The organism is Streptomyces sp. NPDC037421 (assembly GCF_055602105.1).
Map to the genome: position 1 here is coordinate 49,487 of NZ_JBVJWV010000037.1, position 25,181 is coordinate 74,667.

Genomic DNA, 25,181 nt, shown 5'->3' on the forward strand with positions numbered 1-25,181 from the left:
CTCCCCGCCCCAGGACGGCCTACCGACCCCCCGGGCTAGTGGCGGACCCCTTGGTGGGGGGGCCCCCCCCCCCGCTTCGGGCCTCACATCGGTCGGGGGGAACCCCCCCCCCCCCCCCCCGGGGCAGCAGCCGCCCGACCGCCGCCAGGGCCGGAGCCAGCGCGTCCCCCGACCGCAGCCGCACCAGCACCGCCAGCACCCCCGTCCCCCTGCCCGGCCCGTCCCGGTCCTCCGGGCCCGCCGGGACCACGCACACCGCCGCCGCCCCCGGTACCGAACCCGGAGCCTCCCCGGACCACGGGGCCACGCACACGGCGGCGTGCGGCCCCTCGGCCCCCGGCCCCAGCGCCACCCGCAGCGCGGCCGCCGCCATGTCCTGCTGCCAGCCCCGGCCGGCGGTGAGCACCGCCAGGAACTCCCGCGAGAGGTCGGCGCCCGCCTTGGCCTCCTCGGCGAGCAGCACCCCGATCCGCTGGGCCACCTCCATGGCGGCGTCCAGGGCGGCGGGCCCGGGGCCCGGGTCCTGGTCGAGGAGCCACACGTAGCCCTGCACGATGCCCCGGTACCGCACCGGCAGGCAGATCCGCCCCCGGAAGACCCCCGCGTCCGGGGCCGCCGGGATCCGCACCGGGCCGGTGGCGCGGGCGATCCCGAAGCCCTCGAACCAGGACCGGACGGCCGCCGTCGACTGCCGGGTCAGGATCGAGCGGGTGCGCACCGGGTCCATCACGAGGTCGTCCTCGCTGTCGTGCGCACCGAAGGCGATGAGGCGGAAGTCCCGGTTCTCCAGCGTCGCCGGGGCGCCGAGCAGCGCCGAGATCTCGTCCACCAGGTCCTGGTAATCGCCCTTCACGCGGACATTCTCCCACTCCGCGACGGACCCTTCAGACAGATGTATGAGATCCGGGCCACGGATGCGTGACAGCTGTCGATGGCAGAGGATCGTGGAGATCCTTAGGTTTCACGGTGGTTTTACTTGCGTTTTCCTTACGGTCGCAGCCCACCCCCGCGGCGTCCGTTCGTCCGCTTCTGCCACCCGTTGGAGGTGCCCCGTGCTGGGTCCCGCGATCCTCGCCGCTTCGCGCAGCGACAAGATGCGCCGAATCGTCTCTGCCGCTCCGGTGACCAAGCCGGTGGTCAACCGGTTCATCCCCGGCGAGACGGTCGGCCAGGTCATCCCGATCGTCGAGGAGCTCACCCGCAAGGGCCTTGAGGTCACCCTCGACGTCGTCGGCGAGGACATCACCGCCGTGGAGCAGTCCTACGCGGCCCGGGACGCCTACCTGGAGCTCATCGAGCGCCTCAAGGAGCTGGAGCTGGGCGAGACCGTCGAGATGTCGGTCAAGCTCTCCATGTTCGGCCAGGCCCTGGAGGGCGGCCACGAGCTGGCCCTCGCCAACGTCCGCCCGGTCGTCGAGGCCGCCGCCGCCATCGGCACCACCGTGACCCTGGATGCCGAGGACCACACCACCCTCGACTCGATGTTCGCCATCCACGAGGAGCTGCGCCGGGACTTCCCGCAGACCGGCTGCGTGATCCAGGCCTACCTCTTCCGCACCGAGGCCGACGCCCGCCGCCTGGCCGCCGCCGGCAGCCGCGTCCGGATCGTGAAGGGCGCCTACAAGGAGCCCGCCGAGGTCGCCTACCAGGACAAGGCGGAGATCGACAAGGCGTACGTCCGGATCATGAAGATCCTGATGGAGGGCGAGGGCTACCCGATGATCGGGTCCCACGACCCGCGCCTGATCGCCATCGCGCAGGAGCTCGGCCGCCAGGCCGGGCGCAAGCTGGACGAGTACGAGTTCCAGATGCTCTACGGCATCCGCAGCGAGGAGCACCTGCGGCTCGCCGCCGAGGGGCATCGAATGCGGGTCTACACGGCCTATGGCACCGACTGGTACGGCTACTTCATGCGCCGTCTCGCGGAGAAGCCGGCCAACCTGCTCTTCTTCCTCCGCTCGATGATCACCAAGAACTAGCCAAGAACCAGGTCAAGGAGTTATCGCCCCATGGATGCTGTGACCCAGGTCCCCGCGCCGGTCAACGAGCCGGTCCACTCGTACGCCCCCGGCAGCGCCGAGCGCGCACGCCTCGAGATCCAGCTGAAGCAGCTGTCCGAGAACCCGATCGACCTCCCGATGACGATCAACGGCGTCAAGCGGATGGGCGGCGGCGAGCGTTTCGACGTCGTCCAGCCCCACGACCACAAGTCGGTCATCGGCACGTACGCCAACGCCACCCAGGCCGACGCCCAGGAGGCCGTGGACGCCGCCCTGGCCGCCGCCCCGGCATGGCGCGCGATGTCCTTCGACGACCGCGCCGCGATCATCCTGCGCGCCGCCGAGCTGCTGGCCGGCCCGTGGCGCGAGAAGCTGGCCGCCTCCACCATGCTGGGCCAGTCCAAGACCGCGCAGCAGGCCGAGATCGACACCCCCTGCGAGCTCGTCGACTTCTGGCGCTTCAACGTCCACTTCGCCCGCCAGATCCTGGCCGAGCAGCCGGCCGCCAACAGCGCCGGCGTGTGGAACCGCAGCGACCACCGCCCGCTGGAGGGCTTCGTCTACGCGATCACGCCGTTCAACTTCACGGCCATCGCGGGCAACCTGCCGACCGCCCCCGCCCTGATGGGCAACGTGGTCGTGTGGAAGCCGTCCCCGACGCAGACCCACTCCGCGGTCCTCCTCATGGAGCTCCTGGAGGCGGCCGGCCTGCCCAAGGGCGTCATCAACCTGGTGACGGGCGACGGCATCGCCGTCTCCGAGGTGGCCCTGAACCACCCCGAGCTGGCCGGCATCCACTTCACCGGCTCGACCAAGACCTTCCAGTACCTGTGGAAGACGGTCGGCAACAACATCGAGAACTACCGCTCCTACCCGCGCCTGGTCGGCGAGACCGGCGGCAAGGACTTCGTCGTCGCGCACCCGTCCGCGGACCGCGCGATCCTGAAGACCGCCCTGACCCGCGGTTCCTTCGAGTTCCAGGGCCAGAAGTGCTCCGCCTCCTCCCGCGCCTACGTCCCGGCCTCCATCTGGAACGACGGCTTCAAGGAGCAGTTCGCGGCCGAGGTCGACGGCATCACCATGGGTGACGTCCGCGACCTGGGCAACTTCATCGGCGCCGTCATCGACGAGCGCTCCTTCGCCAAGAACAAGGCCGCGATCGACCGTGCGAAGGCCGACCCGACCTGCACCATCGTCGCCGGCGGCACGTACGACGACTCGGAGGGCTACTTCGTCCGCCCGACCGTCATCGAGTGCACCGACCCGGAGAACGAGGTCTTCACGACCGAGTACTTCGGCCCGATCCTCGCGATCCACGTGTACGAGGACGACAAGTACGACGAGATGCTCGCGCAGATGGAGAACGTCTCGGCGTACGCCCTGACCGGCGCCGTCATCGCCCAGGACCGCTACGCGGCCGCCGACACGATGGAGAAGCTCCGCTTCGCGGCGGGCAACTTCTACATCAACGACAAGTCGACCGGCGCCGTCGTCGGCCAGCAGCCCTTCGGCGGCGGCCGTGCCTCGGGCACGAACGACAAGGCGGGCGCGGCGTCCAACCTGCTGCGCTGGACCTCGACCCGCTCCATCAAGGAGACCCTGGTCCCGCCGACCGAGTACGGCTACCCCCACATGGGCTGACCTGCCCACGGCTGAACCCCGCCCCCGCTCCGGTACCCCCAAGCCCGGAGCGGGGGCGGTCCCAGTTTGCGGGGGCTCGCGGGCTTCAGACCTCGACCAGGACCTGGTCCAGGGACTTGCGGACCAGGTCCGGGACCTCGCAGTCGTCGGCCGGGTAGCCCACCGGGATGACCGCGAAGGCCTTCTCGTTCTCCGGGCGGTTCAGCACGTGCGCCAGGAAGCGCATCGGGCTCGGGGTGTGGATGAGCGCGGCCAGGCCGGACAGGTGCAGGGCCGACAGCAGCATGCCGACCGCGATGCCGACCGACTCGTCGACGTAGTAGTGCTTGCGCTTCGTGCCGTTCGGGCCGAGCCAGTAGCGCTGCTGGAAGACCACGATCAGCGCCGGCGCGTCGGTGAGGTGGGTCTTCACGGCGTCCGTGCCGATGGGGCGCAGCGCGGCGAGCCACTCGTCGCCGAGGCGGCCGTCGTAGGAGATCTGCTCCTCCTGCTCGGCGGCGGCGCGGATCTGCTGCCGGATGGCCGGGTCCTTGACCAGGACGAAGGTCCACGGCTGCTGGTGCGCACCGGAGGGGGCGGTCGCCGCGCAGGCGATGGCGTCCCGGACGGCCTGCTCCGGGACGGGATCGGGGGAGAAGTGGCGCACGGTCCGCCGCTCGTCCATCCGCGCCCGCAACTCCGCCGCGCGCGCGAGGGATTCGGGGCCGGGCATGCGCGCGGGACGGTAGGCGACGGGCCGGTAGGGCTGGCCATGGGTGGGGGTCCACTGCTGGGTCTCAGGCGACATGCGCAGATCTTCCAGCGATGGAACTCCTGAGGCCAGGGGAGCGTCATGAACCAATGTCCGTTGTGTACTGACAGGGGGGCTATGACCGTGTCGAACGTCGGTCGATTCGTGGACTGGGAGGGCTGCTTCAACGCCCGCGACCTCGGCGGTCTCGGAGCGCTGCGGCCCGGGGCGCTGATACGGGCGGACAGCCTCGACGGGCTCACCGCCCGTGGCTGGACCACACTGTCCGGCCACGGGGTGCGGACCGTCATCGACCTGCGCAACGACGGCGAGGCCGAGGTGGACCACGCCCCGCGCCCGGCCGGGCTGACCACCCTGCGGATCCCGCTCGACGGCATCGGGCACCGGGACTTCTGGGACGTGTGGTGGGGCACTCCCGGCTTCGGCACCCCCGCGTATTTCCGGCCTTTCCTGGAACGCTTCCCCGACCGCGTGGCCTCCGTCGCCCGCGCCGTCGTCACCGCCCCGCCGGGCGGGGTCGTCTTCCACTGCGGTCTGGGACGCGACCGTACGGGGATCATCGCGCTCGTCCTGCTGCGGCTGGCCGGGGCGAGCCCGCAGGAGATCGCCGACGACCACGCGCTGAGCGAGCCGCGGGTCCGGGCCCGGTACGCCGCCCGGGGCCGGTCCTACGACGACGCCGAGATCGAGGAGTACACCGCCGCTCTCGGCACCACCGTCCACGCCCTGGCCCGGGACACCGCGCGGTGGCTGGATGCGGACGCCTACCTGCGCGGGGCCGGGCTGACGGCGGCCGAGCTGGAGGGGCTCCGGGGCAGACTGGTGGCATGAGCGACGACACGCACACCCGCCTCGCGCACACCTCGCAGCTCGGCCGGGAGACCCTCGCCGCGGTCCGGGAACTGCTCGACGGGGCCTTCGACGGGGACTTCGGCGACGAGGACTTCGAGCACGCCCTGGGCGGGATGCACGCCCTGGTGTACGAGGGCACCGCGCTCGTCGCGCACGGCAGCGTCGTCCAGCGGCGCGTGCTGTACCAGGGGCGGGCCCTGCGGACCGGGTACGTCGAGGCCGTCGCCGTCCGCGCCGACCGGCGCGGGCGCGGGCTCGGCGGGGCGGTGATGGCCGCCCTGGAGCGCGTGATCGCCCGGGCCTACGTACTCGGTGCCCTGTCGGCCTCCGAGGAGGGCGTGGCGCTGTACGAGAGCCGGGGGTGGAAGCCGTATCCGGGGCAGATCGGGGTGCTGGGGCCGGCGGGCCCCGAGCGGCTGGCCGAGGAGGAGGGCTCGACGTACGTGTGGGCGCCGCCCGGCGGGGTCGCGCTGGACTCCGCCGGGCGCCTCGACTTCGACTGGCGGGACGGGGACGTGGTCTAGCTACGAGCCGGAGACGCTGGGGGCGCCCGTCTCGATGTGGCCCGTGTAGCGGCGCGACCAGGTGCCGTCGGCGTCGGCCAGGATCGTGAAGTCGTACCAGCCCTTGCTGTACGCCACCGCGTTGAAGAAGTCCTCGCGCGAGGAGTTCGCCGGGACGGTGTAGGTCCAGGGGCCGTCCGTGCGGTAGGCGTTGGAGCGGACGGTGAAGGTGACCGGGGAGGCGGAGGCGTTGGTCATCTTGAACCAGACGGCCGTCTTGCCGGTGCCGGATTCCACCGCGTAGCGGGCGGCGACCTCCAGGTCCTTGCCCGGCTTGGCCGCGTCGCCGATGAAGCGGCGCAGGAAGCGGTTCGGGCCGTACATCGAGATGTCGTACTTGCCGGAGCCGGCGCCCAGGCCGATGGAGAACCAGTCCGTCGAGGTGGCGCCCGGGTCGACCGTGTACTGCCAGGCGGCCGTGTCCCGGTGCTGGTGCGGGTGGATCGAGAAGTGCGCCGCCTGCTTGGCCTGCGGACCCTGGTTGGTCATCGAGAACCAGGCGAGGATCTTGCCGGCCGGCCCGAACTCGAAGCGGTCCAGGTTGCCGTTCACCTGGTAGGGGAGGGCTCGCGCCGGCCGTGTGCCGGGCTCCTGCGCCGGCTGGGCGTTGTTCTGCGGGACGGGGTTGGGCAGCGGGCCGCAGGTGGACTGGCCGATGACCTTCGCCGTGGACGGCAGGCCCGCCGGGACCCCGTACACCGGGTGCGCGAAGTCGAAGACGCCCGTCAGGTCGCCGGTCACCTTGCGGCGCCAGGCGCTGATGTTGGGGCAGAGGGCGGGCGTGCCGATCGCCGTCGTCCACTTCTCCATGAAGCGCAGCACCGAGGTGTGGTCGAAGACCTCGGAGCTGACCCAGCCGCCTCGCGTCCACGGGGACATGACCAGCATGGGGACGCGGAAGCCGAGCCCGATCGGGACGCCGTCGACGTACTCGTCCGGGGTGCCGGGCGGGGCGACCGGCGGCGGGACGTGGTCGAAGAAGCCGTCGTTCTCGTCGTAGTTGAGGAAGAGGACGGTGGAGTCGAAGACCTCCGGGTCCGCGGCGAGCGCGCGGTAGACCAGGTCCACGAAGTGCGCGCCGTCGCCGGGCGGGGCGTACGGGTGCTCGGAGAACGCCTCGTTCGCCACGACCCAGGACACCTGGGGCAGGGTCCCGGCGACCACGTCCGCGCGGATCGCGGCGGCGATGTCGTCCGGGGTGGAGCCGGTGACCCTGGGGACCGAGGCCATGCCCCGGTCCCACAGCGGGTCGCCGGGCCTCGCGTCGGTGAACTTCTTGAAGTAGGCCAGCCCGTTGTCCCCGTAGTTGTCCTGGGCGTTCTGGTAGACCTTCCAGCTCATCCCGGTCCGCTGGAGTGCCTCCGCGTACGACTCCCAGGTCAGCCCGGACTCCTCGCCGCCGTCCTTGCTGCCCGCGTCGATCCTCCCGCTCCACAGGAAGGTGCGGTTGGGGCCGGTGGCGCTGAGGGTGGAGCAGAAGTAGGCGTCGCAGACGGTGTAGTTGTCGGCGAGGCCGTAGTGGAAGGGGATGTCTCCCCGCTCCAGGTAGCCGAGGGTGTGGGTCTTGCCGACACCGGCGACCCAGTTGTCCATCCGGCCGTTGTTCCAGGCCGCGTGCTGCGAGGTCCAGCTGTGCGGGAGGTCTCCGGTGCACTGGGCCAGGGTCTCGCCGTCGGCCCCGCCGGCCGAGGGGGTTGCGGACAGCCTCCACGGGTACTGGCGGCCGCCCCAGTTCGGCTGGTTGAAGGTGCCCCAGCCGCCGGGGATGTTGCCGGCGGCGCGGTCGCCGAAGCCGCGTACGCCCTTCAGCCTGCCGAAGTAGTGGTCGAAGCTGCGGTTCTCCTGCATCAGGACCACCACGTGCTTCACATCGGTGATCGTGCCCGTCGCGGCGGCGGCCGCCGCCGTCGCCGGCAGGGCGGCGGGCAGGGCCGCCCCCGCCACGAGCCCGGCGCCGATCCCCACGAAACCCCTGCGGCTGATGGGTGTCACTGGCTGCTCGCCTCCAACTCAAGTGCCCCTCTGGCACATTGACGGCAAGGGTGGCGGCAGCCGCCGCAAAGGTCTACAGCCGTGCGGTAAGAACTCGGTGAACATCCGGATGGCCGGAATCAGCTCCCGATCCGGACGAGCATCTTGCCCGTGTTCTCGCCGCGGAGCATGCCCAGGAAGGCCTCCACGGTGCGGTCGAACCCCTGGACAACGGTGGTGTCGGTGCCGATCCGGCCGCTGCGCAGGTGAGGGACGAGGAAATCCTCCAGCTCGTCCTGGAGATTGGTGTGGTTTCGAACCAATACGCCTTCCAGGCGCAGCGACTTGTGGACCACCTCGAAGAGGTTGCGGGGGGCGGCCGGGGCGCGGTCCGCGTTGTACATCGAGATCGCGCCGACCCAGGCGATCCGGCCGTACTCGCGCAGGGAGTCGATCGCACCCTCCAGGTGGTCCCCGCCCACGTTGTCCACGTACACGTCGATGCCGTCCGGCGCGGCCTGCGCCAGCTGCTCCCCGACCGGCCCGTCGTGGTAGTCGAAGGCGGCGTCGAAGCCGAGGGCCCCGGTGAGGTGGGCGACCTTCGCCGCCGAGCCGGCGCTGCCGATGATCCGGCGGGCGCCGAGCAGCCGGGCGATGTGCCCGGTGGCGGTGCCGACCCCGCCGGCGGCGGCGGAGACGAAGAGGTCCTCGCCCTCGCGCAGGGCCGCCGTCCGGGTGAGGGCGGCGTAGGCGGTCAGGCCGGTGCCGCCCAGGATGGACAGGTACGCCTCCAGCGGGACGCCCTCGTGGCCCCGCAGTCTGCGGGTGCCGTCCACGCCCAGGGTGACCAGGGCGTGGGTGCGCCAGCCCGCGCGGTGGAAGACGAGGTCGCCCTCCTTCAGGCCCGGGTCGCGGGAGGCGGTCACCCGGCCCACGGTGCGGCCCTCCAGCGGGGTGTTCAGTTCGAAGCCGTCCTCGCCGCCGTCCATCAGTCCGCGGTGGTACGGATCCACCGACAGCAGCAGGTTCTCCACCAGGGCGGTGCCGGGGGCGGGTTCGGGGACGGGGGAGGAGGCGTACGCGAAGTCGGAGGCGGCCGGGAAGCCGGTCGGGCGGGCGATCTGGTGGACGGCGTACGCGGTGTCGGTGCTCATGGCCATGAACCTAGGAAGGAATCCAGCGGCCGGGCAGGGGGTTGCCCTCATGGAAGCCGCACATCCATGAACGCGGCTCATACACCGAGGTGGGAACCCGTGACCGAGCTCGCCCCGCAGGAACTCCGCGTCCTGGTCGCCGTCGCCGACACGGGCGGCTTCTCCGCCGCGGCCGCCGCGCTCGGGGTCAGCCAGTCGGCCGTCTCGCACTCGGTGCGCGGCAGCGAGGGCAAGGTCGGCGCGGTGCTCTTCGAGCGCGGGCGCACCGGGGCCTCGCCCACCCCGGCGGGGGAGCGGGCCGTCGCGCTGGGCCGGCGCATCCTGCGGCTGTACGAGGTGCTGGGCGCGGAGGCGCGCGGCGCGGCCCGCGCCCCGGCCGGGCGGGACGCGGTGGAGGGGGTGCTGCGCGTCGCGGCCTTCCGCAGCGCGGCCCTGCACCTGCTGCCGCCCGCGCTGGAGCGGCTCGCCGCGCTGCACCCCGGCATCCGGCCCGAGGTCAGGGTGGTGCGCGAGATCGGCGCCGGCACGGCGGGGGAGGTGGCCGCGGGCCGGGCGGACCTGGGCATCGCGACGCTGGGCGCGCGGGAGGACGTACCGCCGGGGCTGCTGACCGGGCTGCTGGCGGAGGAGGCGTACGCCCTGGTGCACCCCGCCGGGCACCCGGACCCCAAGGCGCTGCCCCTGCTGGACTGGGACGAGAACTGCGGCTCCTACACCCGGGCGTGGTGGCGGTCCCAGGACTGGATCCCCCGGGCCACCGTGAAGGCGGAGGACGACGCCATGGTGCTGACCATGGTCGGCCGGGGCCTGGGCATGGCGATCATGCCGGAGCTGTCGCTGCGGGAGGCCCCCGACACCGTCGAGATCACCGCCCTGGGGCCCCGGAGGCCGGTGAGGCAGGTGGGATACGTCACCACAACGGAATTGGCATCCACCCTTGCTGTCAGGGCTCTGATCAGGGAACTCAGGGCCGAGAAGGTCTGAAAACGGAACCCGCGGAAGGCTCCCTTCGGGGGGTTTCCCGTCTCAGATACTAGGAAGTCCGAGTAATTGCGGAGACATACAGCCGGACCTGCCCTAGCTTTGTAGGAGCCGAACGTCTCGCTGATCCCGCGAATGGCGGTCGAGGGCGCGCGCCCACTGGCAGGCAACCCCTGCGGCGCACGGCCCCCCGCCTCTTCCGGCGCCTTGAAGGAACACCCCTCATCCGTGGCCCCGCCACGCCGTGATCCCAAGGAGTCGATCACCATGACCCCCACCACCGCCGCAGCCCGCCGCGTCCGCCACTCCTCCCCGGCCGACGCCGACCGCAAGAACGCCGCCGCCGCCCTCCAGCGCGCCCTGGACCGCCGCGACAACGGCGGCTCGACCGGCCACTGACCGGCTTCCGGGCGGCCCCGCACGCCGACCCGCCGGCACCGGACATGTCGCGTCCCCATTGGTCCGAATGCTGGACGCGATATGTCTGAGGGCTGGGACACGGAGTACGGTTCCGACATGTCGACCAGCATCAATCTCGCAGTGATCCCCGGTGATGGCATCGGCCAGGAAGTCGTGGCTCAGGGCCTCAAGGTCCTTACCGCGGTCCTGCCCCAGGATGTGAAGCTGGAGACCAAGGAGTACGACCTCGGCGCCCAGCGCTGGCACCGCACCGGTGAGACCCTCCCGGACGCGGAGCTGGAGGCCCTCAAGCACCACGACGCGATCCTGCTGGGCGCCATCGGCGACCCGTCGGTCCCGTCGGGCGTCCTGGAGCGCGGCCTGCTGCTGAAGCTCCGCTTCGCCTTCGACCACTTCATCAACCTGCGCCCCTCGAAGCTGTTCCCGAACACGGCCACCCCGCTCGCCGGCCGTCCGGAGATCGACTTCGTCGTGGTCCGCGAGGGCACCGAGGGCCCGTACACCGGCAACGGCGGCAGCCTGCGCACCGGCACCCCCGCCGAGGTGGCCACCGAGGTCAGCGTGAACACGGCCTACGGTGTGGAGCGCGTCGTGCGCGACGCGTACGAGCGGGCCAACGCCCGCCCCCGCAAGAAGCTGACGCTCGTCCACAAGAACAACGTCCTCGTGTACGCGGGCCACATGTGGAAGAACATCTTCGACAAGGTCGGCCAGGAGTACCCCGAGGTCACCACCGACTACCTGCACGTCGACGCCGCGACGATCTTCTTCGTCACCCAGCCCGAGCGCTTCGACGTCATCGTCACGGACAACCTGTTCGGCGACATCCTCACCGACCTGGCCGCGGCCGTGACCGGCGGCATCGGCCTGGCCGCCTCCGGGAACATCAACCCGACCGGCGCCTTCCCGTCCATGTTCGAGCCCGTCCACGGCTCGGCGCCCGACATCGCGGGCACCGGCAAGGCCGACCCGACCGCGACGATCCTCTCGGTCGCCCTGCTGCTGCGCCACCTCGGCTACGAGGACCAGGCCGTCCGCATCGAGGACGCCGTCTCCGCCGACCTGGCCGAGCGCGACGGCACCTTCCGCTCCACCGACGCGATCGGCGACGCCCTCGCCGCGCGAGTAGCCGGCTGACCCGGCCGTTCCACCCAGGAAGCCGCCAGGTCACAAAGGGACCTGGCGGCTTCTCCTGCGCGGCCCCGGGTGCCACCATCTCCCCTGGGCCGCTAAAGCCCCGTTTCTCCGAAGCCTGCCCGCGCGCGATAATCGAACGCGAGGCCGCGGATTACGGGGAAGCTCGGACGTCCTAGTACGCATGAGCGCGGTCCGCCATACCCAACCGGTGAAGGACAAGCACTCATGACGACGCCCACGATCGAGCTCAAGCCCTCCTCGAACCCGCTGTCCGACGCGGAGCGCGAGGCGATCCTGGCCAACCCCGGCTTCGGCCGCCACTTCACCGATCACATGGTGACGATCAAGTGGACCGAAGGCCGCGGCTGGCACGACGCCGAGCTGGTCCCGTACGCCCCGCTGGCGATCGACCCCGCGAACATGACCCTGCACTACGCGCAGACGATCTTCGAGGGCCTCAAGGCCTACCGCCAGCCCGACGGCACCGTCGCCACCTTCCGCCCGCGCGCCAACGCCGAGCGCTTCCAGGCCTCCGCCCGCCGCATGGCGATGCCGGAGCTGCCGGCCGACCTCTTCATCGAGGCCTGCGACGCCCTGATCAAGCAGGACCGCGCCTGGGTGCCGGACTCCGGCGAGGCCTCCCTGTACCTGCGCCCGTTCATGTTCGCGTCCGAGGTCGGCCTGGGCGTCCGCCCCGCCAACGAGTTCCTCTTCATGGTCATCGCCTCGCCCGCCGGCGCCTACTTCCCCGGTGGCGTCAAGCCCGTCTCGGTCTGGCTCTCCGAGGAGTACGTCCGCGCCGTCAAGGGCGGCACCGGCGCCGCCAAGACCGGCGGCAACTACGCGGCCTCCCTCGTCGCCCAGGCCCAGGCCGCCTCGCACGGCTGCGACCAGGTCGTCTGGCTCGACGCGGTCGAGCACCGCTGGATCGAGGAGATGGGCGGCATGAACCTGTACTTCGTGTACGGCGACCGCATCGTCACCCCCGAGCTGACCGGCTCGCTCCTCCCCGGCATCACCCGCGACTCCCTCCTCACCATCGCCCGCGACCTCGGCTACACCGCCGAGGAGGGCCGCATCACCACCGAGGACTGGAAGCGCGACAACGAGAACGGCACCCTCACCGAGGTGTTCGCCTGCGGCACCGCCGCCGTCATCACCCCGGTCGGCTCGGTCAAGTCCGAGCGCGCCAACTGGACCCAGGGCGACGGGCAGCCCGGCGAGGTCACCATGAAGCTCCGCAAGGCGCTCCTGGACCTCCAGACCGGCCACACCGCCGACACCCACGGCTGGATGCACCCGCTCGGCTAGGGAGTACCCGCCCCGAGACGCCGAAGGCCCCCGCGCAGCAGCGCGGGGGCCTTCGGCGTCTCGGGGCGGGGTGGGGGAGGAGCGTGGTCAGCGCTCCTCGTCCTTCTCGCCGTCCTTCTTCTTGCTGCTCTGGACCGGGCCGTCCGTACCGGTCATGGCCGACAGGCCGTCGCCGATCAGGTAGGCCAGGCCGGCCATCCCCTTGACGATCTTCGTCGCCACGTATGCGAGCTCTTCCACGACGCCTCCCCGTGTCGTACGCGGCGACCCCTGTCCTAGTCGGCCGCCGCCATCACTGCTTCCGCCGTCGGGCCGGCGGCCGGTGCCGCCTGCGGCCGGATGGCCAGCGCGGTGTACACCGCGCCGCCGACCAGCCCCGACAGGATGAAACTACAGTCCACCCCGCCGGTGAGCGCCAGCAGAGGGCCCTCGTACACCGGGGTCGACACGGCCGCCAGTCCCACGGCCGCACCGGCCGCCCAGGAGGCGGTGGCGCGGAGGTTCCAGCCGCCGCTGTACCAGTAGACGCCGCCGCGGGCCCGACGGTTGAACACCTGGAGGGCGTCGGCGTCGTAGACCCCGCGGCAGCGCACGTAGCCGATCAGGGTGATCACGGCCCACGGGGTGCCGATCGCGGTGAGCAGCAGCACGAAGGAGGTCATCGCGGACTGCACGTCCCACTCGAAGGAGCCGAAGAAGACGAACGCGGTGGCCACTGCCGCCGCGATCACGGTGGCCGTCGTACGGGTGGCCCTCGGCACGATGGCGTCCAGGTCCAGGCCCATGGAGTAGAGCATCAGACCGGCGTTGCCCACCGAGCCGGCCGCCGCGGCCACCAGCAGCGGGACGAGGTACCAGAAGGGCGCGGCCGCCACGAGCGGCCCGGCGTAGTCGGCGCCGGCCCGGGCGGCGAGGGCGGTGTACGTGCCGAACAGCTGCGGTATCAGCAGGCCGACCAGCAGCCCGATGCAGGTGGCCCGGAACACCTTGCGGGAGCCGTGGCGGCGGGGGGAGACGTAGCGGGTGTAGTCGCCGAGCAGGGTGATGAAGGCGACGGGCCCGCTGAGGCCGGCGGCGACGGCGGCCAGCACCCAGGTCGGCCAGAAGGAGCCGAGCAGGTACTCCGTGTCCGGCGGGGCGGCGGCGGTGAAGTCCGGGGCGTAGGCGATGACGCCGACGGCCAGCAGGACCACCATGGCGATGGACAGCACCTTGCTCATGCGCAGCAGCAGCCGGTAGCCGAAGACGGCCCCGACGACGGTACACGCGGCGAGTACGCCGTACATCACGGCCCGGGTGAGACCGGTGTCCGGCAGCCCCGTGAGCCGGGACAGGGTCCCGGCCATCACGTCGCCGCCGATCCACAGGGTGAGCGCGGTGTAGCCGAGGGAGAGCAGCAGCCCGACCACGGACCCGACCAGCCGTCCCCGTACGCCGAACTGGGCGCCGCTGGAGGTGGACAGGTTGGTCGCGGTGCGCAGGGACACCAGGGCGAGCGGCGCGGTGAAGGCGATGCCGACCAGGGTGCCGGTCACGATGGCGGTGACGGAGGGCACCAGCCCGAGTCCGAAGGACGGGGGAAGCCAGCCGAAGACGATCACGCCGAGGCAGAGGTTGGAGCCGAGGAGGATCGAGATCAGGTCACGGGGACCGCTCGTCCGCTCCTCCTCCGGAATGGTGTCGACTCCGCGCTGTTCGATGGGCATGGGGGGACTCCCTTGGCAGGGCGGGGGGTGGTTGCGCATTCGTTTGAGCGTCATTCAATGTGACCTAGGCCCAGGTCGCAGGTCAATGCTTCATTGCGAGGAAATGAAGAGTTAGAGTGATGCTCTAACCCATTGACTCAAAAGGTGGTGGATCGGCGTGCGGCTGACCCCTACGGAGCGCGACCGGCTGCTGCTGCGCAGCGCCGCGGAACTGGCCAGGGCCCGTCGGGCCCGGGGCCTCAGGCTCAACGTCCCCGAGGCCACCGCGCTGATCGCGGACACGGTCTGCGAGGCCGCGCGCGACGGCAAGCGGCTGGCCGAGGCCATCGAGGAGGCCCGGAGCGTCCTGGGCCCCGACGACGTGCTGCCCGGCGTGGCCGACGTGGTCACCGAGGTGCACGTGGAGGCCGTCTTCGACGACGGATCCCGCCTCGCGGTGGTCTCCGCACCCATCCGGGGCGCCGTCTCCCTCGGCGACGACGCCCCGGGCGCGGTCGTCCCCGGCCCCGGCGCGCCGCAGCCCGAACCGCAGCTGCACCTGCGCGTGCGCAACACCGCACCGGTGCCGGTCAGCGTCACCTCCCACTTCCACTTCTTCGAGGCCAACCCCCGGCTCGACTTCGACCGCGCCGCCGCCTACGGCATGCGGCTGTGCGTACCGGCCGGCTCCTCGGTGCGCTTCGACCCGCACGGCGAGGGCGAGGTGGGCCTGGTCCCGATCGGCGGCGAGCGGATCGCCATCGGCTTCGCCGGCCTGGTGGACGGCCCGCTGGACGCCCCCGGGGCCAAGGAGCAGGCCCTGGCCCGCGCCGCCGCCTGCGGCTACCTCGGCGCCGCCGCGACCACCGAAGACGACCCGAAGGGAGACCAGGCGTGAGCCGTCAGACCCCCCACACCGACCACAGTGCGCACTGCGCCCCCGGCAGCCGCCACATCGACCCGCACGAGTACGCCTCCGTCTTCGGCCCCCGCGCCGGGGACCGGGTCCGGCTCGGCGACTCGGGACTGACCGTCCGGGTGGAGTCGGACGCGCAGAAGCCGGGGGACGAGTTCCTGGCCGGCTTCGGCAAGACCGCCCGCGACGGCCTGCACCTGAAGGGCGCCGCCGTCCGCGAGACCTGCGACGTCGTGATCAGCAACGTCCTCGTCATCGATGCCGTCCTCGGCATCCGCAAGGTGTCCGTCGGCATCCGCGAGGGCCGCATCCACGCGATCGGCCGCGCGGGCAACCCGGACACCCTCGACGGGGTCGACGTGGTCGTCGGCACCGGCACGAGCATCGTCTCCGGCGAGGGCCTGATCGCCACGGCCGGCGCCGTGGACACCCACGTCCACCTGCTCTCCCCGCGCATCATGGAGGCCTCGCTCGCGAGCGGCGTCACCACCGTCATCGGCCAGGAGTTCGGCCCCGTCTGGGGCGTGGGCGTCAACTCCCCCTGGGCGCTGCGGCACGCCTTCAACGCGTTCGACGCCTGGCCGGTGAACATCGGCTTCCTCGCCCGCGGCTCGTCCTCGGACGCCGCTCCCCTGGTCGAGGCCCTGGCCGAGGGCGGTGCCTGCGGCTTCAAGGTGCACGAGGACATGGGTGCGCACACGCGCGCCCTGGACACGGCGCTGCGGGTGGCCGAGGAGCACGACGTGCAGGTCGCCCTGCACAGCGACGGCCTGAACGAGTGCCTCTCCGTCGAGGACACCCTCCGTGTCCTGGAGGGCCGGACGATCCACGCCTTCCACATCGAGGGCTGCGGCGGCGGGCACGTCCCCAACGTCCTGAAGATGGCGGGCGTGCCGAACGTGATCGGCTCCTCCACCAATCCGACGCTGCCCTTCGGCCGGGACGCGGTCGCCGAGCACTACGGCATGATCGTCTCCGTCCACGACCTCAAGCCGGACCTCCCGGGCGACGCGGCCATGGCCCGCGACCGGATCCGCGCCGGGACGATGGGAGCCGAGGACGTCCTGCACGACCTGGGCGCCATCGGCATCACCTCCTCCGACGCCCAGGGCATGGGCCGGGCCGGCGAGACCATCCGCCGCACCTTCGCCATGGCCGCCAAGATGAAGGGCGAGCTCGGCCCCCTGGACGGCGACGGCGAGGGCGACGACAACGCCCGGGTCCTGCGCTACATGGCCAAGCTGACCATCAACCCGGCCATCGCCCACGGCCTGGCCCACGAGATCGGCTCCATCGAGACCGGCAAGCTCGCCGACATCGTGCTCTGGCGCCCCCAGTTCTTCGGCGCCAAGCCGCAGCTGGTCCTCAAGTCCGGCTTCCCCGCCTACGGAGTCACCGGCGACCCCAACGCCGCCACCGACACCTGCGAACCACTCGTCCTCGGACCGCAGTTCGGCTCCTACGGCGCCACCGCCGCCGACATCTCCGTCGCCTTCGTCTCCGCCGCCGCGGCGGCGCTGGGCAGCGACGAGATGCCGACCCGCCGCCGCCGGGTCGCCGTACGCGGCACCCGCGGCATCGGCCCCAAGGACATGCTCCTCAACTCCCGGGTGGGCGCGGTCGATGTGGACGCGCGCAGCGGACTCGTCTCCCTCGACGGGGAACCGCTGCGCTCCGAAGCGGCCGACTCGGTCTCCCTCAACCGCCTCTACTTCTTGTAAACGGCACAGCCCGTAAGCCCGTTAGGACCCCGCCATGACTGCACAGCCCGCCAAGCCCGTGAACGACGGCTTCCGGATGCCCGCCGAGTGGACCCCCCACGAGCGCACCTGGATGGCCTGGCCCAGCCCCAACCCCACCTTCACCAACGAGCAGGAGCTCGCCGAGGCCCGCCAGGCCTGGGGCGCCGTCGCCCGCGCCGTACGCGCCTACGAGCCGGTGACCCTCGTCGTCTCCCCCGGAGACGCCGAGAGCGCCCGGGCGATCGTCGGCGACGACGTCCAGCTCGTCGAGCAGGAGCTCGACGACGCCTGGATGCGCGACATCGGCCCGACCTTCGTCACCAACGACGCCGGCGAACTGGCCGCCGTCGACTGGACCTTCAACGGCTGGGGCGCCCAGGAGTGGGCCCGCTGGGACCACGATTCGAAGATCGCCCGGCACGTCTCCGACGTGGTCGGCACCCGCACCTACAGCACCCGCCTGGTGAACGAGGGCGGCGCCATCCACGTCGACGGCGAGGGCACCGTGCTCCTCACCGACACCGTGCAGCTCGGCGAGGGCCGCAACCCCGGCTGGACCCGCCGGCAGGTCGAGGAGGAGATCCACGCCCACCTCGGCACCACCAAGGCCATCTGGCTGCCGTACGGCCTGGCCGGCGACTACGGCACCTACGGCACCCAGGGCCACGTGGACATCGTCGCCGCCTTCGCCCGGCCCGGCGTGGTCATGGTCCACACCCAGCCCGACCCGGCCCACCCGGACCACGAGCGCTGCAAGACCATCGCCGCCATCCTGCGCGCCTCCACCGACGCGCGGGGCCGGCTGCTGGAGGTCGTGGAGATCCCCGCGCCGACCGTGCTGGAGGAGGACGGCGAGTGGGTGGACTACTCGTACATCAACCACTACCTCTGCAACGGGGGCGTGGTGCTGTGCGCCTTCGACGACCCGCGCGACGAGGAGGCCGCCGAGATCTTCCGCGGACTGTTCCCCGAGCGGACCGTGACGCTCGTTGACGCACGTACGATTTTCGCCGGGGGTGGCGGTATCCACTGCATCACCCAGCAGCAGCCGAAGGTCTGACCCGAGGCGGACCTCGTGAAGGAGCGACCCATGGTGGCGGGCGGAGTACCGGTACGGGCGGCGCGCAAGAACGCTCCCCCGCGCGAGGACGTACTCGTCGCCGCCATGGCCACGATCGCCGAGCGCGGACTGGAGGGCCTGACCATGGCCGGCCTGGGCCGCCAGGTCGGCATGAGCAGCGGCCACCTCCTCTACTACTTCGGCAGCAAGGACGAGCTCCTGCTGCAGACCCTGGAGTGGAGCGAGGCGGCCCTCGGCACCGAGCGGCGGGCCTTGCTGGCCCGCCGCGGCCCGGCGCACGACCGGGTACGGGCTTACGTGGACCTGTACGTGCCCGACGGTGCCCGGGACCCGCACTGGACCCTGTGGCTGGAGGTCTGGAACCGGTCCCAGAACGCCGGCCCCCAGGAGCGCGAACGGCAGGCCGCCATCGAGGGCGCCTGGCACCGCGACCTGGTCGCCCTGCTCGCCGAGGGCATCTCGCGCGGCGAGTTCCGCGCGGTGGACCCCGACCGCTTCGCGTCCAGGCTGCGGGCCCTGCTCGACGGCTTCAGCATCCAGGTCGCCGTGGGCCTGCCCGGCATGGGGCGCGAGGACATCCTGGAACACGTCTCGGAGTTCCTCGCCGAAACCCTCGCCGGCTAGGACGTCGCGCCGCGGGCCGCCTGCCGGACGGCAGGTGCCCGCATGCTGAGACCGGCGTCCACCGGCGACGGCCCGTGTGACACACTGCGAGCGTGTCTGCTCGGCTCATGATTATGGACAGCAGCGCGCCGGTCCTCTGTGACCGCTGAAACCGTGGACGACCTCCGCGGCAGCGGCCACCGTGCCTCAGACCCGCGCGCAGACCTCTCGCACCCGCGAGGGGTTTTTTCGTTTCCAGGGCAGAAACATGCCGGAACCGGGCAGCGCGCGATGATGGGGGCAGTGGATCCCCGGTCTCCGGAACCACTCATCCGACAGGAGTCAGATCAGCATGACGACGACAGAGGCGACCCAGCCGACAGAGGCCCTCGACGACGCCTTCCACGTCTTCGACACCACCCTGCGCGACGGAGCCCAGCGTGAGGGCATCAACCTCACGGTCGCGGACAAGCTGACCATCGCGCGGCACCTGGACGAGTTCGGAGTCGGTTTCATCGAGGGCGGCTGGCCCGGCGCCAACCCCCGCGACACCGAGTTCTTCGCCCGCGCCCGGGCCGAGATCGACTTCAAGAACGCCAAGCTCGTCGCCTTCGGCGCCACCCGCCGGGCCGGCGGCGCCGCCGCCTCGGACCCGCAGGTGCGCGCCCTCCTGGAGTCCGGCGCGCCGGTCATCACCCTCGTCGCCAAGTCCCACGACCGGCACGTCGAACTCGCGCTCCGCACCACCCTGGAGGAAAACCTGGAGATGGTCCGCGACACCGTCTCCCACCTCGTCGCCCAGGGCCGCCGGGTCTTCGTCGACTGCGAGCACTTCTTCGACGGCTACCGCGCCAACGCCGAGTACGCCAAGTCCGTCGTGCGCACCGCCCACGAGGCCGGCGCCGACGTCGTCATCCTCTGCGACACCAACGGCGGCATGCTCCCCGCCCAGATCACCGCCGTCGTCTCGACCGTGCTGGCCGACACCGGGGCCCGCCTCGGCATCCACGCCCAGGACGACACCGGCTGCGCCGTCGCCAACACCCTGGCCGCCGTCGACGCGGGCGCCACGCACGTCCAGTGCACCGCGAACGGCTACGGCGAGCGCGTCGGCAACGCCAACCTCTTCCCCGTCGTCGCCGCGCTGGAGATCAAGTACGGCCGCAAGGTCCTCCCCGAGGGCGCGCTCGCCGAGATGACCCGCATCTCCCACGCCATCGCCGAGGTCGTCAACCTCACCCCCTCCACGCACCAGCCCTACGTCGGCGTCTCCGCCTTCGCGCACAAGGCGGGCCTGCACGCCTCGGCGATCAAGGTCGACCCGGACCTGTACCAGCACATCGACCCCGAGCGCGTCGGCAACACCATGCGCATGCTGGTCTCCGACATGGCCGGCCGCGCCTCCATCGAGCTCAAGGGCAAGGAGCTCGGCGTCGACCTCGGCGGGGACCGCGCGCTGATCGCCCGCGTGGTCGAGCGGGTCAAGGAGCGCGAGCTGGCGGGCTACACGTACGAGGCCGCCGACGCCTCCTTCGAGCTGCTGCTGCGCGCCGAGGTCGAGGGCCGGGCGCGCAGGTACTTCCGCGTGGAGTCCTGGCGGGCCATCGTCGAGGACCGCCCCGACGGCACCCACGCCAACGAGGCCACGGTCAAGCTGTGGGCCAAGGGCGAGCGGATCGTCGCCACGGCGGAGGGCAACGGCCCGGTCAACGCCCTCGACCGGTCGCTGCGGGTCGCGCTGGAGCGCTTCTACCCCCAGCTGGCCAAGTTCGAGCTCGTGGACTACAAGGTCCGCATCCTGGAGGGCAAGCACGGCACGGAGTCCACGACCCGCGTCCTGATCTCCACGACGGACGGCACCCGCGAGTGGAACACGGTGGGCGTCGCCCCCAATGTCATCGCGGCCTCCTGGCAGGCCCTGGAGGACGCCTACACCTTCGGCCTCCTCCACGCGGGCGTGGAGCCGGCCGAGTAGCTCCGCCGGCGGTCCGGCGGGCGGGGGCCGGAATGGGCTTATGTCCGGCTCACACAGGAAACGGCTGGTTCGGGTAGCGTCGGGAGCATGAGGACCAGGGTTGTATCCGCACGCTTCGGAGCGATGCTGTCCGGGCTGCTGCTGGCCCTGACCGCGGGGGCCGCCGCGGTCGCGCCGCAGGCGGTGGCGGCCGACGGCGTCGCCGCGGTCGGGCAGGCGCTGAAGCAGGGGCCGGTCTACGTCGACCCGAGGGCCGAGGCGCAGCTGCCCAGGGCGGACGCCGATGCGCTGGCGAGGAAGATCAAGGACGCCGGGAAGCCGGTGTTCGTCGCCGTGCTGCCGGCCACCGCCGAGTTCCCGCAGGACAGGGTGCTCGGTGCCGTGCGTGCCGAGACCGGGATCACCGGGCTGTACGCGATCAGGCTCGGCGACGGGTTCAAGGCGGGCGCCGACCCGGCCGTCATGCCGCAGAACGCCGTACGCAACCTCACCGACGCCGTGAAGACCGGCGGTCCGGTGGACGCCACGGCCCAGCTGAACGACTTCGTCGACCAGGCCCTGACCCAGGTCAAGGGCAAGGCCCCGGCCTCCTGGAGCGGGGCCTCCGACGGCGGCGGCTCCTCGGCCGGAGCGGTGATCGCCCTCGGCGCGGTGGCCCTGGCCGGCGGCGGTGGCGCGTACCTGCTGGTCAAGCGGAACCGCAAGAAGAAGGAAGAGGTCCGGCGGGAGGCGATCGCCCGGCTGAGCGTGGTCGTGGACGAGGACATCACCGCCTTCGGCCAGGAACTCGAACGCCTCGACTTCCACCCCGGCGAGCCCGGCGCCGACGACGCCATGCGCGCGGACTACGAGAAGGGGCTGGACTCCTACGAGAAGGCCAAGCGGATCATGGCCTCGGTGCGGGAACCCCACGAGGTGCAGGGGGTGACCCAGGCGCTGGAGGACGGCCGGTTCGCGCTGGCCAGCCTCGACGCCCGCCGCCAGGGCAGGCCGCTGCCCGAGCGCCGCGCACCCTGCTTCTTCGACCCCCGGCACGGGCCGAGCACCGAGGACGCCGCCTGGGCCCCGGCGGGCGGGGCGGCCCGTACCGTACCGGTCTGCGCGGCGGACGCCGTACGGCTGCGCGACGGGCTGGACCCGGCGGTGCGCACCGTGGACACGGAGCACGGTCCGCGCCCGTACTACGACGCGGGTCCGGCGTACGGCCCCTGGGCCGGCGGGTACTTCGGCGGCGGGATGCTGCCCGGCCTGCTGGTGGGCACGATGCTCGGTTCGATGATGTCCACCCCCGCGTACGCCTCGGACTTCGGCGGCGGGTTCGAGGGCGGGGACGTCTCGGGCGCCGACTTCAACCCGTCCGACTTCGGTGGCGGGGACTTCGGCGGCGGTGGCGGATTCGACGGGGGCGGCGGCGGATTCGACGGCGGGGGCGGCTGGTAGCCGCCCCCGGGGTGCCGCGCGGGCCGGGATCAGGCCTGCTTGACCGCCGAGATGTCGAAGGTCAGCTTCACCTTGTCGCTGACCATCACGCCGCCCGCCTCCAGGGCCGCGTTCCAGGTCAGGCCCCAGTCGGAGCGCAGGATCTCGGCGGAGCCCTCGAAGCCCACGCGCTCGCTGCCGTAGACGTCCGTGGCGGAACCGGCGAACTCCAGGTCGATGGAGAGGGGACGCGTCACGTCCTTGATCGTCAGCTCACCGGTGATGCGGTACTTGTCGCCGCCCAGCTGTGCCGCCGAGGTGGACCGGAAGGTCATCAGCGGGAAGAGCTCGGCGTCGAAGAAGTCGCTGCCCAGCAGGTGGGCGTCGCGGTCGGCGATGCCGGTGCTGACCGAGGCGATCTGTACGTCGATGGAGGCGGTGGAGCGCGACGGGTCGCTGCCGTCCAGGTGGAGGGTGCCCTCGTGCCGGGCGAAGCTGCCGCGGACGTTGGTCACCATGGCGTGGCGGACGGTGAAGCCGATGCTGCTGTGCGCGGGGTCGATGGCGTACTCGCCGGTGAGGGCGGCGAGCGCCGGGTCGACGGGGAGCGTGGCGACCGTGCCCTGTCGGGCGGGGGCGGCGCTCTGGCTGCTGCGGCGGGAGAAGAGGGCCATGACTTCCTCCTGGGGAGTCCTGCGGTTTGGTTCAACTTTCAACAAGAAGGACGCTAGACCCATTCCGTTCAAATTTCAACTTCTTGGAGGGGGGAGTCGCTGTTTTGTGGGACCTCCACAAAGGGCGAAGGTCCCTGCTGGGGGAGTCCATGCATCCTTCGGAGGTTCTGTCCGGGCCGGACAGCGGACGGGGTCCGAGACTGTGTAGAACCAACGGAGGGTTTTGATGGCCACGCTTCGTAAGGTCGGTACATGACCGTTGTGGACCAGACTCCGAGCGAGCCGACGGACGCCCGCGGGCGCGTGGCCGAGCTGCACTCCCTCCGCGAGGAGGCCCGGCGCGGCCCCAGTGACCGCGCGACCGAGGCGCAGCACGCCAAGGGCAAGCTGACCGCGCGCGAGCGCATCGCGCTCCTGCTCGACGAAGGTTCCTTCAGGGAGGTCGAGCAGCTCCGCCGGCACCGGGCGACCGGCTTCGGCCTGGAGGCGAAGAAGCCCTACACCGACGGTGTCATCACCGGCTGGGGCACGGTCGAGGGCCGCACGGTCTTCGTCTACGCGCACGACTTCCGCATCTTCGGCGGCGCGCTGGGCGAGGCCCACGCCACGAAGATCCACAAGATCATGGACATGGCCATCGCGGCCGGTGCCCCGCTGGTCTCCCTCAACGACGGCGCGGGCGCCCGTATCCAGGAGGGCGTCTCCGCCCTCGCCGGCTACGGCGGCATCTTCCAGCGCAACACCAAGGCCTCGGGTGTCATCCCGCAGATCTCGGTGATGCTCGGCCCGTGCGCCGGCGGCGCCGCGTACTCCCCGGCCCTGACGGACTTCGTGTTCATGGTCCGGGACACCTCGCAGATGTTCATCACCGGCCCGGACGTCGTCCGCGCGGTGACCGGCGAGGAGATCACGCAGAACGGCCTCGGCGGCGCGGACGTGCACGCCGAGACCTCCGGCGTCGCGCACTTCGCGTACGACGACGAGGAGACCTGCATCGCCGAGGTCCGGTACCTCATCACGATGCTCCCCTCGAACAACCGCGAGAACCCCCCGGTCCACGAGAACACCGACCCCGCCGACCGGCGCTCGGACGTCCTCCTGGACCTGGTCCCCGCCGACGGCAACCGCCCGTACGACATGCTCAAGGTCATCGAGGAGCTCGTCGACGACGGGGACGTCCTGGAGATCCACGAGCGCTGGGCGCGCAACATCATCTGCGCCCTGGCCCGCCTGGACGGCCAGGTCGTCGGCATCGTCGCCAACCAGCCCGGCCACCTCGCCGGCGTCCTGGACATCCACGCGTCCGAGAAGGCCGCGCGCTTCGTCCAGATGTGCGACGCGTTCAACATCCCGATCGTCACCCTGCTGGACGTCCCGGGCTTCCTGCCCGGCGTCGACCAGGAGCACGGCGGCATCATCCGCCACGGCGCCAAGCTGCTCTACGCGTACTGCAACGCCACGGTGCCGCGGATCTCGCTGATCCTGCGCAAGGCCTACGGCGGCGCGTACATCGTCATGGACTCCCAGTCCATCGGCGCCGACCTCACCTACGCCTGGCCCACCAACGAGATCGCCGTCATGGGCGCCGAGGGCGCCGCCAACGTGATCTTCCGCAAGCAGATCGCCGACGCCGAGGACCCCGAGGCGATGCGGGCCCGGATGGTCAAGGAATACAAGGCCGAGCTGATGCACCCGTACTACGCGGCCGAGCGCGGCCTCGTGGACGACGTCATCGACCCCGCCGAGACCCGCGGGGTGCTCGTCAGCGCCCTCGCGATGCTCCGCACCAAGCACGCCGATCTGCCGTCTCGCAAGCACGGCAACCCGCCGCAGTAACGAGCGAAGGAGACCTGCCGACGATGAGCACCGCCACCGACACCCTGCTGAAGGTCGAGAAGGGCAACGCCGAGCCCGAGGAGCTGGCCGCGATCACCGCGATCCTCCTGGCCCGCGCCGCCGCCACCCCGGAGGAGGCCGCCGCCACCAGCCGTTCCACGGCCGGCTGGCGCCGCCTGGAGCGCAGCCGGGGCTTCCAGGCCCCCCACAGCTGGCGCGGCTGAGCAGCGCACGCACGAACGCCGGAAGGCCCCGCACCCCGAGGGTGCGGGGCCTTCCGCGTGCCCGCCCCGGGACGGCACGTCCCGGGTACGGCGAAGGCCCCCGTGTCCGGGACACGGGGGCCTTCTGCGTCGTTCCGCGCTGCTTACCGAAGCCGGGCCATGAGGGCGTGCTCGACGAGCGTGATGAGTGCGCTCTTGGCGTCCGCGCGGTGGCGGGCGTCGGTGGTGATGATGGGGGCGTCGGG

Annotated in this window: 22 protein-coding genes and 2 pseudogenes; 16 read left to right on the forward strand and 8 right to left on the reverse strand. The window is 71.7% G+C overall.

What is annotated here, in order from left to right; genetic code table 11:
- Positions 1-40: 40 nt before the first annotated feature.
- A pseudogene (locus ACZ7IF_RS33710) lies at positions 41-853 on the reverse strand (PucR family transcriptional regulator); the annotation flags it as partial.
- Positions 854-1,052: 199 nt separating this feature from the next.
- On the opposite strand from ACZ7IF_RS33710, the gene ACZ7IF_RS33715 reads away from it, so the two are divergent.
- Together ACZ7IF_RS33715 and pruA are read left to right on the forward strand one after the other, a co-directional pair.
- Positions 1,053-1,979 carry a proline dehydrogenase family protein gene (locus ACZ7IF_RS33715; protein WP_125596708.1) on the forward strand — a complete coding sequence of 309 codons (927 nt, stop codon included), beginning with the start codon at positions 1,053-1,055 and terminating at the stop codon, positions 1,977-1,979.
- A gap of 30 nt (positions 1,980-2,009) precedes the next feature.
- Positions 2,010-3,641 (forward strand): L-glutamate gamma-semialdehyde dehydrogenase, encoded by a 1,632-nt coding sequence (pruA, locus tag ACZ7IF_RS33720; RefSeq protein ID WP_401246621.1) that lies wholly within the window; start codon positions 2,010-2,012, stop codon positions 3,639-3,641.
- An 85-nt stretch (positions 3,642-3,726) separates the two neighbouring features.
- Here pruA and ACZ7IF_RS33725 read toward each other — a convergent pair whose 3' ends face one another.
- On the reverse strand, positions 3,727-4,428 hold the full coding sequence (locus ACZ7IF_RS33725; RefSeq protein ID WP_470979519.1) for a nitroreductase family protein: 702 nt from the start codon (positions 4,426-4,428) through the stop codon (positions 3,727-3,729).
- Positions 4,429-4,509: 81 nt separating this feature from the next.
- On the opposite strand from ACZ7IF_RS33725, the gene ACZ7IF_RS33730 reads away from it, so the two are divergent.
- Together ACZ7IF_RS33730 and ACZ7IF_RS33735 are read left to right on the forward strand one after the other, a co-directional pair.
- On the forward strand, positions 4,510-5,223 hold the full coding sequence (locus ACZ7IF_RS33730) for a tyrosine-protein phosphatase (protein ID WP_470979522.1): 714 nt from the start codon (positions 4,510-4,512) through the stop codon (positions 5,221-5,223).
- Positions 5,220-5,768 carry a GNAT family N-acetyltransferase gene (locus tag ACZ7IF_RS33735; protein ID WP_470979525.1) on the forward strand — a complete coding sequence of 183 codons (549 nt, stop codon included), beginning with the start codon at positions 5,220-5,222 and terminating at the stop codon, positions 5,766-5,768. The genes ACZ7IF_RS33730 and ACZ7IF_RS33735 overlap by 4 nt, the downstream gene beginning before the upstream one ends.
- Here ACZ7IF_RS33735 and ACZ7IF_RS33740 read toward each other — a convergent pair whose 3' ends face one another.
- Together ACZ7IF_RS33740 and ACZ7IF_RS33745 are read right to left on the reverse strand one after the other, a co-directional pair.
- Positions 5,769-7,799 carry a phosphocholine-specific phospholipase C gene (locus ACZ7IF_RS33740; RefSeq protein WP_470979527.1) on the reverse strand — a complete coding sequence of 677 codons (2,031 nt, stop codon included), beginning with the start codon at positions 7,797-7,799 and terminating at the stop codon, positions 5,769-5,771.
- Between the two features lie 119 nt (positions 7,800-7,918).
- On the reverse strand, positions 7,919-8,932 hold the full coding sequence (locus ACZ7IF_RS33745) for an NADP-dependent oxidoreductase (protein WP_470979529.1): 1,014 nt from the start codon (positions 8,930-8,932) through the stop codon (positions 7,919-7,921).
- A gap of 99 nt (positions 8,933-9,031) precedes the next feature.
- On the opposite strand from ACZ7IF_RS33745, the gene ACZ7IF_RS33750 reads away from it, so the two are divergent.
- The 4 genes from ACZ7IF_RS33750 to ACZ7IF_RS33765 all read left to right on the forward strand — a co-directional run bounded on the left by ACZ7IF_RS33750 (position 9,032) and on the right by ACZ7IF_RS33765 (position 12,781).
- On the forward strand, positions 9,032-9,916 hold the full coding sequence (locus ACZ7IF_RS33750; protein WP_470979532.1) for a LysR family transcriptional regulator: 885 nt from the start codon (positions 9,032-9,034) through the stop codon (positions 9,914-9,916).
- A 264-nt stretch (positions 9,917-10,180) separates the two neighbouring features.
- Positions 10,181-10,312: a hypothetical protein gene (locus ACZ7IF_RS33755; RefSeq protein WP_281206921.1), complete on the forward strand. Its 132-nt coding sequence runs from the start codon at positions 10,181-10,183 to the stop codon at positions 10,310-10,312.
- A 117-nt stretch (positions 10,313-10,429) separates the two neighbouring features.
- Positions 10,430-11,470, forward strand: a complete 1,041-nt coding sequence (locus tag ACZ7IF_RS33760; RefSeq protein ID WP_007266755.1) for a 3-isopropylmalate dehydrogenase — start codon at positions 10,430-10,432, stop codon at positions 11,468-11,470.
- A gap of 225 nt (positions 11,471-11,695) precedes the next feature.
- Complete coding sequence (locus ACZ7IF_RS33765) at positions 11,696-12,781, forward strand: branched-chain amino acid aminotransferase (RefSeq protein ID WP_470979536.1); 1,086 nt, start codon at positions 11,696-11,698, stop codon at positions 12,779-12,781.
- Between the two features lie 87 nt (positions 12,782-12,868).
- Here ACZ7IF_RS33765 and ACZ7IF_RS33770 read toward each other — a convergent pair whose 3' ends face one another.
- On the reverse strand, positions 12,869-13,021 hold the full coding sequence (locus ACZ7IF_RS33770; protein ID WP_470979539.1) for a hypothetical protein: 153 nt from the start codon (positions 13,019-13,021) through the stop codon (positions 12,869-12,871).
- Between the two features lie 35 nt (positions 13,022-13,056).
- Positions 13,057-14,487 carry a cytosine permease gene (locus tag ACZ7IF_RS33775; protein ID WP_470979542.1) on the reverse strand — a complete coding sequence of 477 codons (1,431 nt, stop codon included), beginning with the start codon at positions 14,485-14,487 and terminating at the stop codon, positions 13,057-13,059.
- Between the two features lie 157 nt (positions 14,488-14,644).
- Here ACZ7IF_RS33775 and ureA point away from each other — a divergent pair, with 157 nt between their 5' ends.
- The 6 genes from ureA to ACZ7IF_RS33805 all read left to right on the forward strand — a co-directional run bounded on the left by ureA (position 14,645) and on the right by ACZ7IF_RS33805 (position 22,223).
- The gene (ureA, locus tag ACZ7IF_RS33780) at positions 14,645-15,364 is read left to right on the forward strand and encodes an urease subunit gamma (RefSeq protein ID WP_470979544.1); all 720 of its coding nucleotides are present in this window, start codon (positions 14,645-14,647) and stop codon (positions 15,362-15,364) included.
- Entirely contained in the window at positions 15,361-17,103 is a 1,743-nt protein-coding gene (locus ACZ7IF_RS33785) for an urease subunit alpha (RefSeq protein WP_470979547.1), read from the forward strand. Before ureA ends, ACZ7IF_RS33785 begins: the two co-directional genes overlap by 4 nt.
- 34 nt (positions 17,104-17,137) lie before the next feature.
- Positions 17,138-18,184, forward strand: a complete 1,047-nt coding sequence (locus ACZ7IF_RS33790) for an agmatine deiminase family protein (protein WP_470979550.1) — start codon at positions 17,138-17,140, stop codon at positions 18,182-18,184.
- 30 nt (positions 18,185-18,214) lie between these two features.
- The gene (locus tag ACZ7IF_RS33795) at positions 18,215-18,829 is read left to right on the forward strand and encodes a TetR/AcrR family transcriptional regulator (protein WP_470979562.1); all 615 of its coding nucleotides are present in this window, start codon (positions 18,215-18,217) and stop codon (positions 18,827-18,829) included.
- A gap of 331 nt (positions 18,830-19,160) precedes the next feature.
- On the forward strand, positions 19,161-20,783 hold the full coding sequence (gene cimA, locus ACZ7IF_RS33800) for a citramalate synthase (protein WP_470979554.1): 1,623 nt from the start codon (positions 19,161-19,163) through the stop codon (positions 20,781-20,783).
- Positions 20,784-20,870: 87 nt separating this feature from the next.
- The gene (locus ACZ7IF_RS33805; RefSeq protein WP_470979557.1) at positions 20,871-22,223 is read left to right on the forward strand and encodes a hypothetical protein; all 1,353 of its coding nucleotides are present in this window, start codon (positions 20,871-20,873) and stop codon (positions 22,221-22,223) included.
- 29 nt (positions 22,224-22,252) lie between these two features.
- Here the strand turns inward: ACZ7IF_RS33805 and ACZ7IF_RS33810 are convergent, their stop codons facing one another.
- Entirely contained in the window at positions 22,253-22,876 is a 624-nt protein-coding gene (locus ACZ7IF_RS33810; protein WP_470979559.1) for a YceI family protein, read from the reverse strand.
- Between the two features lie 252 nt (positions 22,877-23,128).
- Between ACZ7IF_RS33810 and ACZ7IF_RS33815 the strand changes: the two genes are divergently transcribed.
- Positions 23,129-24,712 carry an acyl-CoA carboxylase subunit beta gene (locus ACZ7IF_RS33815; RefSeq protein ID WP_007266768.1) on the forward strand — a complete coding sequence of 528 codons (1,584 nt, stop codon included), beginning with the start codon at positions 23,129-23,131 and terminating at the stop codon, positions 24,710-24,712.
- Positions 24,713-24,735: 23 nt separating this feature from the next.
- Entirely contained in the window at positions 24,736-24,936 is a 201-nt protein-coding gene (locus tag ACZ7IF_RS33820; RefSeq protein WP_405978434.1) for an acyl-CoA carboxylase subunit epsilon, read from the forward strand.
- Between the two features lie 143 nt (positions 24,937-25,079).
- On the opposite strand, the pseudogene ACZ7IF_RS33825 reads toward ACZ7IF_RS33820, so the two are convergent.
- Positions 25,080-25,181: pseudogene (locus ACZ7IF_RS33825) on the reverse strand (ATP-binding protein); the annotation flags it as partial.